Here is a 15,786-nt window from a genome sequence, read left to right on the forward strand (position 1 = left end):
TTCCCCGAACGTGGTCTTGCTCGCACTCCCACACGAGAAAGCGGACCGCTCCCCGAAAGGGGAACGGCCCGCTCCAACCACTCACGTGAGTAGTCAGTCCCTGGCCTCCGCCAGCAACTTCTGCATCCGGCTCACACCCTCGACGAGATCCTCGTCACCCAGCGCGTACGACAGCCGCAGATACCCGGGCGTACCGAACGCCTCACCGGGCACCACCGCGACCTCGGCCTCCTCCAGGATCAGCGCGGCCAGCTCCACCGTGTCCTTGGGCCGCCGGCCCCGGATCTCCTTGCCGACCAGCGCCTTCACCGACGGGTACGCGTAGAACGCGCCCTCCGGCTCGGGGCACACCACACCGTCGATCTCGTTCAGCATCCGCACGATGGTCTTGCGACGCCGGTCGAACGCCTCGCGCATCTTCGCCACGGCGACCAGGTCACCGGAGACGGCGGCCAGCGCGGCGGCCTGGGCCACGTTGGACACGTTCGATGTGGCGTGCGACTGGAGGTTCGTCGCGGCCTTGACCACGTCCTTCGGGCCGATGACCCACCCGACCCGCCAGCCGGTCATCGCGTACGTCTTCGCGACACCGTTCACCACGATGCACTTGTCGCGCAGCTCGGGCAGCACCGCCGGCAGCGACACGGCGGAGGCGTCGCCGTAGACCAGGTGCTCGTAGATCTCGTCGGTCAGCACCCACAGACCGTGCTCGACGGCCCAGTGACCGATGGCCTCGGTCTCCTGCTCGCTGTAGACCGCGCCGGTCGGGTTCGACGGCGAGACGAACAGGACGACCTTCGTCTTCTCCGTACGGGCCGCCTCCAGCTGCTCGACGGTCACCCGGTAGCCGGTGGTCTCGTCGGCGACGACCTCCACCGGGACGCCCCCGGCCAGCCGGATCGACTCGGGGTACGTCGTCCAGTACGGCGCGGGCACGATGACCTCGTCGCCCGGGTCGAGGATCGCGGCGAAGGCCTCGTAGATGGCCTGCTTGCCACCGTTGGTGACGAGGATCTGCGACGCGTCGACCTCGTAGCCGGAGTCGCGCAGCGTCTTCGCGGCGATGGCGGCCTTCAGCTCGGGCAGGCCGCCGGCCGGCGTGTAGCGGTGGAACTTCGGGTTCTTGCAGGCCTCGATCGCGGCCTCGACGATGTAGTCCGGGGTCGGGAAGTCGGGTTCACCTGCGCCGAAGCCGATCACCGGCCGCCCGGCGGCCTTGAGGGCCTTGGCCTTGGCGTCCACGGCGAGGGTGGCGGACTCGGAGATCGCGCCGACTCGGGCGGAGACCCGGCGCTCGGTGGGAGGGGTTGCAGCGCTCATGGGCCCCATCGTTTCAGACCGGAAACGTGCGTGGCACGTGGGTTTCACAGACTGAACAACGCCGGGCAAACCCCTGAACAACAGTCCGGATCGGCCGCACGGCCTGGGCGATCCTCAGCCGGAGCCCGGCCGTCCGCATCCCGCTCCGCAGGCGATCTTCCGCCAACGAGGCCTTCCGGGAGCCCTTTCTGTTCGACGACCGGCCGCAGACCACGTACACTCTCACCTCGTTGGCCTTCACCAGGCCGCGCCCGTTCGGTGCACACCAGGCATCCGGACGGATGCGGTACGTTGGGGGACACACAAAGGGTCGTAGCTCAATTGGTAGAGCACTGGTCTCCAAAACCAGCGGTTGGGGGTTCAAGTCCCTCCGGCCCTGCTACACACACCTTCGCCAGGATGTGTGCGCATGTACGTACAGCAATGCACCGCCGTGCGGCTCAGACCGGGCGCGGCACGGCCACGACCCGGAATCAGGTGAGGACGAGTGACGGACGCCGTGGGCTCCATCGACATGCCTGATGCCCAGGACGAGGCGCCGGAGTCCAAGAAGGGCCGCAAGGGCGGTAAGCGCGGCAAGAAGGGCCCGCTGAAGCGGCTTGCCCTCTTCTACCGCCAGATCGTCGCGGAGCTGCGCAAGGTCGTCTGGCCGACCCGCAACCAGCTCACGACGTACACGACCGTGGTGATCATCTTCGTGGTCATCATGATCGGCCTGGTCACCGTGATTGACTATGGACTCAGCCACGCCGCCAAGTACGTGTTCGGCTGAGCCGCCAGCGAAGAGCGCCGAGGTACCCGGCGCTCCTTTCGCATGTTCCACCCCTATGTATCCAGGAAGAAGCAGCCACCGTGTCTGACCCGAACGTGAACGACGCCATCGAGCCTGTCGAGTCCGTCGAGGACGAGCTCGACGCCGTCGAGGGCGCGGACAGCGAGGACACCGAGGCCTCCGCCGAGGTCGAGGCTGCCGACGCCGTCGCTGACGACGCCGCCGAGGCGGAGACCGAAGCCGGTGCAGAGGCCGCGGAAGAGTCCGAGGAAGAGCCCGAGGACGACCGCGACCCGATCGAGAAGCTCCGCGAGGAACTGCGGGTCCTGCCCGGCGAGTGGTACGTCATCCACACCTACGCCGGCTACGAGAACCGCGTGAAGACCAACCTGGAGCAGCGCGCCGTCTCGCTGAACGTCGAGGACTACATCTTCCAGGCCGAGGTGCCGCAGGAAGAGGTCGTCCAGATCAAGAACGGCGACCGCAAGACGATCAAGCAGAACAAGCTCCCGGGCTACGTCCTCGTCCGCATGGACCTGACGAACGAGTCCTGGGGCGTCGTCCGCAACACCCCCGGTGTCACCGGCTTCGTGGGCAACGCCTACGACCCGTACCCGCTGACGCTGGACGAGATCGTCAAGATGCTCGCCCCCGAGGCCGAGGAGAAGGCCGCCCGCGAGGCCGCCGAGGCCGAGGGCAAGCCGGCTCCGCAGCGCAAGGTCGAGGTCCAGGTGCTGGACTTCGAGGTCGGCGACTCGGTCACCGTCACCGACGGCCCGTTCGCCACGCTCCAGGCGACCATCAACGAGATCAACCCGGACTCGAAGAAGGTCAAGGGCCTCGTGGAGATCTTCGGCCGCGAGACGCCGGTCGAGCTCTCCTTCGACCAGATCCAGAAGAACTAGCAACACCCCGGCTTCCGAGCAGGTCAGACGGGCTCCTGGAGTCTGCCTGACCTGCTCGGTTTTTGGCCGCACATGGATACCCGTTATCGTTGTGCGGTATGCCTCCATCCGGATGATCCGGATTGGACGGTGGAAAACTCTCACTAGGACCCGGAGAGAGCACATGCCTCCCAAGAAGAAGAAGGTCACGGGGCTCATCAAGCTCCAGATCCAGGCCGGTGCCGCCAACCCGGCCCCGCCGGTCGGCCCCGCGCTGGGCCAGCACGGCGTCAACATCATGGAGTTCTGCAAGGCCTACAACGCCGCGACCGAGTCGCAGCGTGGCTGGGTGATCCCGGTGGAGATCACGGTCTACGAGGACCGTTCCTTCACCTTCATCACCAAGACCCCGCCGGCCGCGAAGATGATCCTCAAGGCCGCGGGCGTGGAGAAGGGCTCCGGCGAGCCGCACAAGACCAAGGTCGCGAAGATCACGCGTGACCAGGTCCGCGAGATCGCCACCACCAAGATGCCCGACCTCAACGCCAACGACCTGGACGCCGCCGAGAAGATCATCGCCGGCACCGCCCGTTCCATGGGCGTCACGGTCGAGGGCTGAGCCCCAACCCCATCAGCAGAAGTGGCAGGGCCTGCTCGGCCCGGACCACGACTCCTAAGAATCCCCAGGAGCAGTAGTGAGCAAGCGCAGCAAGTCCCTTCGCGCTGCGGACGCCAAGATCGACCGGGAGAAGCTGTACGCCCCGCTCGAGGCCGTCCGTCTCGCCAAGGAGACCTCCACGACCAAGTTCGACGGCACCGTCGAGGTCGCCTTCCGTCTGGGTGTCGACCCGCGCAAGGCCGACCAGATGGTCCGTGGCACCGTGAACCTCCCGCACGGCACCGGTAAGACCGCCCGGGTCCTGGTCTTCGCGACCGGCGACCGTGCCGAGGCCGCGCGTGCCGCGGGCGCCGACATCGTCGGCGCCGACGAGCTGATCGACGAGGTGTCGAAGGGCCGTCTGGACTTCGACGCCGTCGTCGCCACCCCGGACCTCATGGGCAAGGTCGGCCGTCTCGGCCGCGTGCTCGGCCCGCGTGGTCTGATGCCGAACCCGAAGACCGGCACCGTCACCCCCGACGTCACCAAGGCCGTCACCGAGATCAAGGGCGGCAAGATCGAGTTCCGTGTCGACAAGCACGCGAACCTGCACTTCATCATCGGCAAGTCGTCCTTCGACGACACCAAGCTGGTGGAGAACTACGGCGCCGCGCTGGAGGAGATCCTCCGCCTGAAGCCGTCCGCCGCCAAGGGCCGGTACATCAAGAAGGCCGCCATCACCACCACGATGGGCCCCGGCATTCCGGTCGACCCGAACCGCACCCGCAACCTCCTCGTCGAGGAGGACCCGGCCGCGGTCTGAGCCTGACGGCTCACCCAACCGGTCACGGGCCCCGCACCTCTCACAGGTGCGGGGCCCGTTCCCTTTTCCGGTACGTACGCCGGTGGCCTGGGTTAACGTGCGGGAACCGGATGCGAACGGGGGGGACGTATGCAGGGCACGACCGTGCGCCGCGTGGGCCTGGGGCTCGCGGTGGCGACCGCGTTGACGGGGGTGGCCGCCTGCACCTCCCCGGACTCCTCCGACGGCCCCGGCAAGGACGACCGCGTCGCGCACGGCAGGTCCGTCGCGGCCCTGCGCTCCGCCGAGCGCGCCACCCAGCGGGCCGAGTCCGCCCGGGTCGAGTCCACGACGACCATGGGCTCGCTGATGTCCATGACGGCCGACGGCATCCTCGGCTGGCGCGACGGCATCACCGGCACCCTGACCATCACATACACCGGCGGAACCCTGGCCGACACCATGCGCCGGCTCGGCAGCACTTCCATGGAGGCCCGCTACCTGCCTGACGCCTACTACGCGCGCATGGGCGAGAAGTTCGCCCGGCAGGCTGGCGGCAAGCACTGGATCCGGTACGCCTACGAGGACCTGGAAGCCCTCGCCGGTGGCTCCGGCGCCCACCTCGGCGACCGGATGCGCAGCACCACGCCGAACCAGTCCGTGAAGCTCCTGCTGGCCTCCGGGGACGTGAGAAAGGTCGGCGAGGAGTCCGTGCGCGGCCGTCCCGCCACGCACTACTCCGGCACCGTGACCGCCGCGGACGTCACCGACGCCGCCCTGAAGAAGCAGCTCACCGAGGCCGGTGTCACCACCGAGACCGTCGACATCTGGATCGACGAGCGGAACCTGCTCGTCAAGAAGGTGGAGAAGGCGCGGATGACCACGGGCCTGATGACCCAGACCGCGCACTACGGCGACTACGGCGTGCGGGTCCGGGCCCAGCGGCCCCCGTTGTCCGACACCGGGGACTTCGAGGACCTGATGCGGAAGAAGTCCGGTACGTCCTGAGGTCCCCCTGAATTCGCATAGATCACTTGTGCCCCTCTGGGATACGCTCACGGCCTTGCTGTGCAGCAAGCATGTATTCCTTGGGGGGAATCAATGAAGACACTCATACCTGTCGCCGGGCTGGGCGCTCTGCTTCTCGCCGCCGGTGCGGTCGGCTGCGGTTTTGAGCAGTCGCCTGAGATGACGCCCGCGGCCGCCGTCGCCAAGGCGGCGAAGAACACGGAGGACATCACGTCCGTCCGGTACAGCATGAGCGGTACGTCGCCGGAGTCCGGCAAGGTCAAGGGCGAGGCTTCGATGCGCCTGAAGCCCACGATCGCCATGAGCATGAAGATGACGGCGGCCGTCCAGGGAGCCGCCGAGACCGTGGAGATCCGCCTCGTCGACAAGGCCATGTACCTCGGTGGGGGAGCCGAGATGGCCAAGGAGATGGACGGCAAGACCTGGATGAAGTTCGACCTGTCCGGCTCCGACGCCGGCAAGGAGCTGGACCAGCCGGGGTCCCCGAGCCAGGCCGAGCAGAATCCGGCGGCGGAGTCCACCTTCCTCACGAGCGCCAAGGACGTGAAGAAGGTCGGCACCGAGAAGGTCGAGGGCGTCGAGACGACCCACTACACGGGCACGTTCACCCTCGCCGAGCTCCGCGCCTCCCTGAAGGGCAAGGACGCGAGCATCCGCGAGAACCGTGAGAAGAGCATCAAGCAGTACGAGAAAATGGGCGTCGAGAAGTTCACGATGGACACGTGGATCGACGGCGACGACCGCACCAAGCAGTTCCGGATGAAGGGCGAGGCCGACAAGGGCCCGCTCGACATGACCATCACCTTCCTCGACTACAACAAGCCGGTGAACGTCACGGCCCCGCCGGCCAAGGACGTCGCCGACCTCGCCGAGCTGTTCAAGGAGCTCGACGCGAGCTGATCCGTCGTACGGGCGGATTTGCTTGACAGCGATCCGTTCCCGTATCCTCCTACAGAAGCCAAAGACCGCTGGTCGTTACCGCGCGCTCGAATGAGGGCGCGGTGGCCGAAGGATCCGCTGAACGGCGGACGACCCGCGCAGGTGACACTTGGAGAAGCTCCCGGAGTCCGCCGCCCCGTGCGTGCGTGCGACCGGTCGAGCTACGCCCCGTGCGCCTGCGCCGGGGCGTTTCGTTTTCCCCAGTCCTCCTTCGGGTCCGCGCGGTCCGAATCACCCGGAAGGAGGCCGAGGCTCATGGCGAGGCCTGACAAGGTCGATGCCGTCGAGGAGATGCGGGACAAGTTCCGCAACTCGAACGGCGCCGTCGTCACCGCGTACACCGGTCTCACCGTCTCGCAGCTCCAGCAGCTGCGTCGTTCACTCGGTGAGAACGCTAACTACCGTGTGGCGAAGAACACCCTGACCAAGATTGCGGCCAATGAGGCCGGGATCACCTCGATCGACGACCTCTTCACGGGTTCGTCGGCCGTCGCCTTCGTGACCGGTGACCCGGTCGAGGCGGCGAAGGGTCTGCGTGACTTCGCCAAGGACAACCCGAATCTCGTCATCAAGGGCGGCGTCCTTGACGGCAAGGCGTTGTCCGCCGATGAGATCAAGAAGCTTGCGGACCTCGAGTCCCGCGAGGTTCTGCTCTCCAAGCTGGCCGGTGCCATGAAGGGCAAGCAGTCCCAGGCTGCCTCTGTCTTCCAGGCGCTGCCGTCGAAGCTCGTCCGCACCGTGGACGCGCTCCGTGCCAAGCAGGACGAGCAGGGCGGTGCCGAGTAACTCGGCTCGCATCCCGGCCGCCGCTGCCTGAACGCGGAGGCCGTAGCGGGCCAGACGTACGCCCGCCTCACATGTACATCCGGCACCTGCCGAATTAGTGGAAGGACCGCCATCATGGCGAAGCTCAGCCAGGAAGACCTGCTCGCGCAGTTCGAGGAGATGACCCTCATCGAGCTCTCCGAGTTCGTGAAGGCCTTCGAGGACAAGTTCGACGTCACCGCCGCCGCGGCCGCCCCGGTCATGATGGCCGGTCCGGGCCAGGCCGGCCCGGGCGCCGAGGTCCCGGAGGAGAAGGACGAGTTCGACGTCGTCCTCACGGGTGCCGGCGACAAGAAGATCCAGGTCATCAAGGTCGTGCGTGAGCTGACCTCCCTCGGCCTGAAGGAGGCCAAGGACCTGGTCGACGGTGCGCCGAAGCCGGTCCTGGAGAAGGTCAACAAGGAGGCCGCCGACAAGGCCAAGGAGTCCCTCGAGGGCGCCGGTGCCTCCGTCGAGGTCAAGTAAGACCTCCCGGATCCGCCAGGATCCACGACGCGTCCCACTGGGCGTGTAACGCGTAAGCGCTCAAGAGCGATCATCCATCCGGGTGGTCGCTCTTCGGCGTTTCCGGGGTCCGGCCACGGTTGCCTTGCACCCTCTGTGGCGGGGGGTATGGTGATCTTCGTCGTGTCTCTGGGCGGGCCCCGGTTCGGGCAGGGGGGCCTTGACGAACCGCACGCAGCGCGCAATTCTCAGGACGCGTCGCCACAAGGATCCGAATCCGAGGTATGGATCGGCGACGAAGAGGGCAGTATCAACGTGCGTTGAGGGCAGCGCCTTGTCGCAGGAGTGGAACAACGAGGGTGAACACGGGTTTCAGAACCCGCACTGGACATCAGTGTGCCGGGTGGCTACACTGACCCTTTGCGCTGCCTGTTAGCTGTCCCCTGCCCGTCACCAGGGGTCTGCCCTCGCCCGAGCATCGACGACAAGACCTGTCTGACCTGGCTTTTCGGCCGGACCGACATAGCTTGTCTCTGTGTACGGGAGAGGGGCCGGTACGCGCGTAGTGAGTCCGAGCCCTCGGAAGGACCCCCTCTTGGCCGCCTCGCGCAACGCCTCGACCGCGAATACGAACAACGCCGCCAGCACTGCCCCGCTGCGCATCTCTTTTGCAAAGATCAAGGAGCCTCTCGAGGTTCCGAACCTGCTCGCGCTGCAGACCGAGAGCTTCGACTGGCTGCTCGGCAACACCGCCTGGCAGAGTCGGGTCGAGGAGGCTCTCGAGAACGGTCAGGACGTCCCCACCAAGTCCGGGCTCGAGGAGATCTTCGAGGAGATCTCCCCGATCGAGGACTTCAGCGGGTCGATGTCGCTGACCTTCCGCGACCACCGCTTCGAGCCGCCGAAGAACTCGATCGACGAGTGCAAGGAGCGCGACTTCACGTACGCGGCCCCGCTCTTCGTCACCGCCGAGTTCACGAACAACGAGACCGGCGAGATCAAGTCCCAGACGGTCTTCATGGGCGACTTCCCGCTCATGACGAACAAGGGCACCTTCGTCATCAACGGCACCGAGCGTGTCGTGGTGTCGCAGCTCGTCCGCTCGCCGGGTGTCTACTTCGACTCCTCCATCGACAAGACGTCCGACAAGGACATCTTCTCCGCCAAGATCATCCCGTCCCGGGGTGCCTGGCTGGAGATGGAGATCGACAAGCGCGACATGGTCGGTGTCCGCATCGACCGCAAGCGCAAGCAGTCCGTCACCGTCCTGCTCAAGGCGCTCGGCTGGACCACCGAGCAGATCCTCGAGGAGTTCGGCGAGTACGAGTCCATGCGCGCCACCCTGGAGAAGGACCACACCCAGGGCCAGGATGACGCGCTGCTCGACATCTACCGCAAGCTGCGCCCGGGCGAGCCCCCGACGCGTGAGGCCGCGCAGACGCTGCTCGAGAACCTCTACTTCAACCCCAAGCGCTACGACCTGGCCAAGGTCGGCCGCTACAAGGTCAACAAGAAGCTGGGTACGGACACCCCGCTGGACGCAGGGATCCTGACCGTCGAGGACATCATCGCGACGATCAAGTACCTGGTGAAGCTGCACGCCGGCGAGACCGAGACGGTCGGTGACAACGGCACGTCCGTGGTCGTCGAGACCGACGACATCGATCACTTCGGCAACCGCCGCCTGCGCAGCGTCGGCGAGCTCATCCAGAACCAGGTCCGTACGGGTCTGGCGCGTATGGAGCGTGTCGTCCGCGAGCGGATGACGACCCAGGACGTCGAGGCGATCACGCCGCAGACCCTGATCAACATCCGGCCGGTCGTCGCCTCCATCAAGGAGTTCTTCGGCACCAGCCAGCTGTCCCAGTTCATGGACCAGAACAACCCGCTGTCGGGTCTGACGCACAAGCGGCGTCTGTCCGCGCTCGGCCCGGGTGGTCTGTCCCGTGAGCGGGCCGGCTTCGAGGTCCGTGACGTGCACCCCTCGCACTACGGCCGCATGTGCCCGATCGAGACCCCTGAAGGCCCGAACATCGGTCTGATCGGCTCGCTCGCCACCTACGGTCGCGTGAACGCCTTCGGTTTTGTCGAGACCCCGTACCGCAAGGTGTTCGAGGGCCAGGTCACCGACCAGGTCGACTACCTCACGGCCGACGAGGAGGACCGCTTCGTCATCGCGCAGGCCAACGCGCCGCTGACGGACGAACTCCGCTTCGCCGAGGCCCGCGTGCTGGTCCGCCGTAAGGGCGGCGAGGTCGACTACGTCGGCGGCGAAGACGTGGACTACATGGACGTCTCGCCGCGCCAGATGGTGTCGGTCGCGACCGCCATGATCCCCTTCCTCGAGCACGACGACGCCAACCGTGCCCTCATGGGCGCGAACATGATGCGTCAGGCCGTGCCGCTGATTAAGTCCGAGTCCCCGCTCGTCGGCACCGGCATGGAGTACCGCTCCGCGGTCGACGCCGGCGACGTGGTCAAGGCCGAGAAGGCCGGTGTGGTCCAGGAGGTCTCCGCGGACTACATCACCACCGCCAACGACGACGGCACGTACATCACGTACCGCCTGGCCAAGTTCGCCCGTTCCAACCAGGGCACCTCGGTCAACCAGAAGGTCATCGTGGCCGAGGGCGACCGGATCATCGAGGGCCAGGTCCTGGCCGACGGTCCGGCCACCCAGAACGGCGAGATGGCGCTGGGCAAGAACCTGCTCGTGGCGTTCATGCCGTGGGAGGGTCACAACTACGAGGACGCGATCATCCTGTCGCAGCGCCTCGTGCAGGACGACGTCCTCTCCTCGATCCACATCGAGGAGCACGAGGTCGACGCCCGTGACACCAAGCTCGGCCCCGAGGAGATCACGCGGGACATCCCGAACGTCTCCGAGGAGGTCCTCGCCGACCTCGACGAGCGCGGCATCATCCGCATCGGTGCCGAGGTCATCGCCGGTGACATCCTCGTCGGCAAGGTCACGCCCAAGGGTGAGACCGAGCTGACGCCGGAGGAGCGCCTGCTGCGCGCGATCTTCGGTGAGAAGGCCCGTGAGGTCCGTGACACCTCGCTGAAGGTGCCGCACGGCGAGACCGGCAAGGTCATCGGCGTGCGCGTCTTCGACCGCGAGGAGGGCGACGAGCTTCCCCCCGGTGTGAACCAGCTGGTGCGCGTCTACGTCGCGCAGAAGCGCAAGATCACCGACGGTGACAAGCTCGCCGGCCGCCACGGCAACAAGGGCGTCATCTCCAAGATCCTGCCGATCGAGGACATGCCGTTCCTGGAGGACGGCACCCCGGTCGACATCATCCTCAACCCGCTGGGTGTCCCGTCCCGAATGAACCCGGGACAGGTCCTGGAGATCCACCTCGGCTGGCTCGCCAGCCAGGGCTGGGACGTCTCCGGCCTGGCGGAGGACTGGGCGCAGCGCCTGCAGGCCATCGACGCCGACCAGGTCCCGCCGCGGACCAACGTCGCGACGCCGGTCTTCGACGGTGCCCGCGAGGACGAGCTGGCCGGTCTGCTGAACCACACCATCCCGAACCGCGACGGCGAGCGCATGGTGCTCCCGTCCGGCAAGGCGCGGCTGTTCGACGGCCGCTCCGGTGAGCCGTTCCCGGAGCCGATCTCGGTCGGCTACATGTACATCCTCAAGCTGCACCACCTGGTCGACGACAAGCTGCACGCCCGTTCGACCGGCCCGTACTCGATGATCACCCAGCAGCCGCTGGGTGGTAAGGCCCAGTTCGGTGGCCAGCGCTTCGGTGAGATGGAGGTGTGGGCGCTGGAGGCTTACGGCGCCGCGTACGCCCTCCAGGAGCTGCTGACCATCAAGTCCGACGACGTCACCGGCCGCGTGAAGGTCTACGAGGCCATCGTCAAGGGCGAGAACATCCCCGAGCCCGGCATCCCCGAGTCCTTCAAGGTGCTCATCAAGGAGATGCAGTCCCTGTGCCTCAACGTGGAGGTGCTGTCCTCGGACGGCATGTCCATCGAGATGCGCGACACCGACGAGGACGTCTTCCGCGCTGCGGAGGAGCTTGGCATCGACCTGTCCCGGCGTGAGCCGAGCAGCGTCGAAGAGGTCTGACGGGAGTTCGGCGGCCTTCGTCATGAAGGCCGCCGGCCCCAGGACCCCCGTATCAGACCCCATGACTTACAACCCTGAGAGGGATTGACGCATAGTGCTCGACGTCAACTTCTTCGACGAGCTCCGGATCGGTCTGGCCACCGCTGACGACATCCGTCAGTGGAGCCACGGCGAGGTCAAGAAGCCCGAGACGATCAACTACCGCACGCTCAAGCCCGAAAAGGACGGACTCTTCTGCGAGAAGATCTTCGGTCCGACCCGGGACTGGGAGTGCTACTGCGGCAAGTACAAGCGTGTCCGCTTCAAGGGCATCATCTGTGAGCGCTGTGGCGTCGAGGTCACGCGCGCCAAGGTGCGCCGTGAGCGGATGGGCCACATCGAGCTCGCCGCGCCCGTCACGCACATCTGGTACTTCAAGGGCGTCCCGTCGCGGCTGGGTTACCTGCTCGACCTCGCCCCGAAGGACCTGGAGAAGGTCATCTACTTCGCGGCGTACATGATCACGTACGTCGACGAGGAGCGCCGCACCCGCGACCTGCCCTCGCTGGAGGCCCACGTCTCCGTCGAGCGCCAGCAGATCGAGCAGCGCCGCGACGCCGACCTGGAGGCCCGGGCCAAGAAGCTCGAGACCGACCTGGCCGAGCTGGAGGCCGAGGGCGCCAAGGCCGACGTGCGCCGCAAGGTGCGCGAGGGTGCCGAGCGTGAGATGAAGCAGCTGCGCGACCGTGCGCAGCGCGAGATCGACCGTCTCGACGAGGTGTGGAACCGCTTCAAGAACCTCAAGGTCCAGGACCTGGAGGGCGACGAGCTGCTCTACCGCGAGCTGCGTGACCGCTTCGGCACGTACTTCGACGGCTCGATGGGTGCCGCGGCGCTGCAGAAGCGCCTGGAGTCCTTCGACCTCGACGAGGAGGCCGAGCGCCTCCGCGAGATCATCCGGACCGGCAAGGGCCAGAAGAAGACCCGTGCGCTCAAGCGCCTGAAGGTCGTCTCCGCGTTCCTGCAGACGTCCAACAGCCCCAAGGGCATGGTGCTCGACTGCGTGCCGGTCATCCCGCCGGACCTGCGTCCGATGGTGCAGCTGGACGGTGGCCGCTTCGCGACCTCCGACCTGAACGACCTGTACCGCCGTGTGATCAACCGGAACAACCGACTGAAGCGGCTTCTCGACCTCGGCGCGCCCGAGATCATCGTGAACAACGAGAAGCGCATGCTCCAGGAGGCCGTCGACGCGCTGTTCGACAACGGCCGTCGTGGTCGCCCGGTCACCGGTCCCGGTAACCGCCCGCTGAAGTCCCTCAGCGACATGCTGAAGGGTAAGCAGGGTCGCTTCCGTCAGAACCTGCTCGGTAAGCGTGTGGACTACTCCGCGCGTTCCGTGATCGTCGTCGGTCCGCAGCTGAAGCTGCACCAGTGCGGTCTGCCGAAGGCGATGGCGCTGGAGCTCTTCAAGCCGTTCGTGATGAAGCGCCTGGTCGACCTGAACCACGCGCAGAACATCAAGAGCGCCAAGCGCATGGTCGAGCGCGGCCGCACGGTCGTGTACGACGTGCTGGAAGAGGTCATCGCGGAGCACCCGGTTCTGCTGAACCGTGCGCCCACGCTGCACCGCCTCGGCATCCAGGCCTTCGAGCCGCAGCTGGTCGAGGGCAAGGCCATTCAGATCCACCCGCTCGTGTGCACCGCGTTCAACGCGGACTTCGACGGTGACCAGATGGCCGTGCACCTGCCGCTGTCCGCGGAGGCGCAGGCCGAGGCCCGCATCCTGATGCTGTCCTCGAACAACATCCTCAAGCCCGCCGACGGCCGTCCGGTGACGATGCCGACCCAGGACATGGTCCTCGGTCTGTTCTTCCTCACCACCGACGGCGAGATGCGCGAGCTCAAGGGCGAGGGCCGTTCCTTCGCCTCGGTCGCCGAGGCGATCATGGCCTTCGACGCGGGCGAGCTGTCGCTCCAGTCGAGGATCGACGTCCGCTTCCCGGTCGGCACCATCCCGCCGCGTGGCTGGACCCCGCCGGCGCGCGAGGAGGGTGAGCCCGAGTGGCAGCAGGGTGACAGCTTCCGGCTGAACACCACCCTGGGCCGTGCGCTCTTCAACGAGCTGCTGCCCGAGGACTACCCGTTCGTCGACTACGAGGTCGGCAAGAAGCAGCTCTCCGAGATCGTCAACGACCTCGCCGAGCGCTACCCGAAGGTCATCGTGGCGGCGACGCTCGACAACCTGAAGGCGGCCGGCTTCTTCTGGGCGACCCGTTCCGGCGTCACCGTGGCCATCTCCGACGTCGTCGTTCCCGAGGCGAAGAAGGAGATCGTCAAGGGCTACGAGGCGCAGGACGAGAAGGTCCAGAAGCAGTACGAGCGCGGTCTGATCACCAAGGACGAGCGCACGCAGGAGCTCATCGCGATCTGGACCAAGGCGACCAACGAGGTCGCCGAGGCGATGAACGACAACTTCCCGAAGACCAACCCGATCTTCATGATGGTGAACTCGGGCGCACGAGGCAACATGATGCAGATGCGTCAGATCGCCGGTATGCGTGGTCTGGTGTCGAACGCGAAGAACGAGACGATCCCGCGTCCCATCAAGGCCTCCTTCCGTGAGGGCCTGTCCGTGCTGGAGTACTTCATCTCCACGCACGGTGCCCGTAAGGGTCTGGCGGACACCGCTCTGCGTACCGCCGACTCCGGTTACCTCACCCGTCGTCTGGTCGACGTCTCCCAGGACGTCATCATTCGCGAGGAGGACTGCGGCACCGAGCGCGGTCTGCGTCTGAAGATCGCCGGCCGGAACGCCGAGGGCACGCTGCTCAAGGCGGAGGACGTCGAGACGTCCGTGTACGCGCGCTGCCTCGCCGAGGACATCGTGGTCGACGGCAAGGTGCTGGCCCCGGCCGGTACCGACCTCGGCGACGTGCTCATCGACGAGCTGGTCCGCCACGGCGTCGAGGAGGTCAAGACCCGCTCGGTCCTGACCTGCGAGTCCGCCGTCGGCACCTGCGCGATGTGCTACGGCCGTTCGCTGGCCACCGGCAAGCTGGTCGACATCGGTGAGGCGGTCGGCATCATCGCCGCCCAGTCCATCGGTGAGCCCGGTACCCAGCTGACGATGCGTACCTTCCACACCGGTGGTGTGGCCGGTGACGACATCACCCAGGGTCTGCCGCGTGTCGTCGAGCTCTTCGAGGCCCGTACCCCGAAGGGTGTCGCCCCGATCTCCGAGGCCTCCGGCCGCGTCCGGATCGAGGAGACCGAGAAGACCAAGAAGCTGGTCATCACGCCGGACGACGGCAGCGACGAGACGGCGTTCCCGATCTCGAAGCGCGCCCGACTCCTGGTCAGCGAGGGCGAGCACGTCGAGGTGGGCCAGAAGCTCACCGTGGGTGCCACCAACCCGCACGACGTGCTGCGCATCCTGGGCCAGCGTGCCGTCCAGGTCCACCTGGTCGGCGAGGTCCAGAAGGTCTACAACTCGCAGGGTGTGTCGATCCACGACAAGCACATCGAGATCATCATCCGGCAGATGCTGCGCCGCGTGACGATCATCGAGTCCGGCGACGCCGAGCTGCTGCCCGGCGAGCTGGTCGAGCGCTCGAAGTTCGAGACCGAGAACCGTCGTGTGGTCCAGGAGGGCGGTCACCCGGCCTCCGGCCGTCCGCAGCTCATGGGCATCACCAAGGCCTCGCTGGCGACGGAATCCTGGCTGTCGGCCGCCTCCTTCCAGGAGACGACCCGAGTCCTGACGGACGCGGCGATCAACGCCAAGTCCGACAGCCTCATCGGCCTCAAGGAGAACGTCATCATCGGTAAGCTCATCCCGGCCGGTACGGGTCTGTCCCGCTACCGCAACATCCGGGTCGAGCCGACCGAGGAGGCCAAGGCCGCTATGTACTCGGCCGTCGGCTACGACGACATCGACTACTCGCCGTTCGGCACGGGCTCCGGCCAGGCCGTGCCGCTGGAGGACTACGACTACGGTCCGTACAACCAGTAAGGCGTACGTCTGAAGCACTGAAGGGCGGTCACCTCTCGGGGTGGCCGCCTTTCGGCGTGTCCGCGGGGACGCGCCGGTGCCAGGAGGGCCGTCAGGGC

11 protein-coding genes and 1 tRNA gene are annotated in these 15,786 nt (G+C 66.7%); 11 read left to right on the forward strand and 1 reads right to left on the reverse strand.

Annotated elements, in window-relative coordinates:
* Positions 1-93: 93 nt before the first annotated feature.
* Complete coding sequence (locus tag ACIBNA_RS00115; protein ID WP_274818414.1) at positions 94-1,320, reverse strand: pyridoxal phosphate-dependent aminotransferase; 1,227 nt, start codon at positions 1,318-1,320, stop codon at positions 94-96.
* Between the two features lie 306 nt (positions 1,321-1,626).
* Between ACIBNA_RS00115 and ACIBNA_RS00120 the strand changes: the two genes are divergently transcribed.
* The 11 genes from ACIBNA_RS00120 (at position 1,627) to ACIBNA_RS00170 (ending at position 15,688) form a co-directional block, all read left to right on the forward strand.
* Positions 1,627-1,699 (forward strand) — tRNA-Trp (locus ACIBNA_RS00120).
* A 108-nt stretch (positions 1,700-1,807) separates the two neighbouring features.
* Positions 1,808-2,092: a preprotein translocase subunit SecE gene (secE, locus tag ACIBNA_RS00125; RefSeq protein WP_399163039.1), complete on the forward strand. Its 285-nt coding sequence runs from the start codon at positions 1,808-1,810 to the stop codon at positions 2,090-2,092.
* An 80-nt stretch (positions 2,093-2,172) separates the two neighbouring features.
* Positions 2,173-2,997, forward strand: a complete 825-nt coding sequence (gene nusG, locus ACIBNA_RS00130) for a transcription termination/antitermination protein NusG (RefSeq protein WP_274818417.1) — start codon at positions 2,173-2,175, stop codon at positions 2,995-2,997.
* A gap of 163 nt (positions 2,998-3,160) precedes the next feature.
* Complete coding sequence (rplK, locus tag ACIBNA_RS00135; RefSeq protein ID WP_006130605.1) at positions 3,161-3,595, forward strand: 50S ribosomal protein L11; 435 nt, start codon at positions 3,161-3,163, stop codon at positions 3,593-3,595.
* Positions 3,596-3,671: 76 nt separating this feature from the next.
* A complete protein-coding gene (gene rplA / locus ACIBNA_RS00140; protein ID WP_399163040.1) occupies positions 3,672-4,397 on the forward strand; it encodes a 50S ribosomal protein L1 in 726 nt (241 codons plus the stop codon).
* Between the two features lie 129 nt (positions 4,398-4,526).
* A complete protein-coding gene (locus ACIBNA_RS00145; RefSeq protein WP_399163041.1) occupies positions 4,527-5,384 on the forward strand; it encodes a hypothetical protein in 858 nt (285 codons plus the stop codon).
* A gap of 93 nt (positions 5,385-5,477) precedes the next feature.
* Positions 5,478-6,305 (forward strand): DUF1396 domain-containing protein, encoded by an 828-nt coding sequence (locus ACIBNA_RS00150; RefSeq protein WP_399163042.1) that lies wholly within the window; start codon positions 5,478-5,480, stop codon positions 6,303-6,305.
* A gap of 294 nt (positions 6,306-6,599) precedes the next feature.
* A complete protein-coding gene (rplJ, locus tag ACIBNA_RS00155; protein ID WP_274818423.1) occupies positions 6,600-7,130 on the forward strand; it encodes a 50S ribosomal protein L10 in 531 nt (176 codons plus the stop codon).
* 114 nt (positions 7,131-7,244) lie between these two features.
* Positions 7,245-7,634, forward strand: coding sequence for a 50S ribosomal protein L7/L12 (gene rplL, locus ACIBNA_RS00160; protein WP_399163043.1), 390 nt, complete (start codon positions 7,245-7,247; stop codon positions 7,632-7,634).
* Positions 7,635-8,208: 574 nt separating this feature from the next.
* Entirely contained in the window at positions 8,209-11,694 is a 3,486-nt protein-coding gene (gene rpoB, locus ACIBNA_RS00165; RefSeq protein ID WP_399163044.1) for a DNA-directed RNA polymerase subunit beta, read from the forward strand.
* A 94-nt stretch (positions 11,695-11,788) separates the two neighbouring features.
* Complete coding sequence (locus ACIBNA_RS00170) at positions 11,789-15,688, forward strand: DNA-directed RNA polymerase subunit beta' (protein ID WP_399163045.1); 3,900 nt, start codon at positions 11,789-11,791, stop codon at positions 15,686-15,688.
* Positions 15,689-15,786: the final 98 nt, after the last annotated feature.

The sequence above is a fragment of the Streptomyces sp. NPDC050164 genome (genome assembly GCF_044459945.1).
GTDB classification, from domain to species: Bacteria; Actinomycetota; Actinomycetes; order Streptomycetales; family Streptomycetaceae; genus Streptomyces; species Streptomyces coeruleorubidus_A.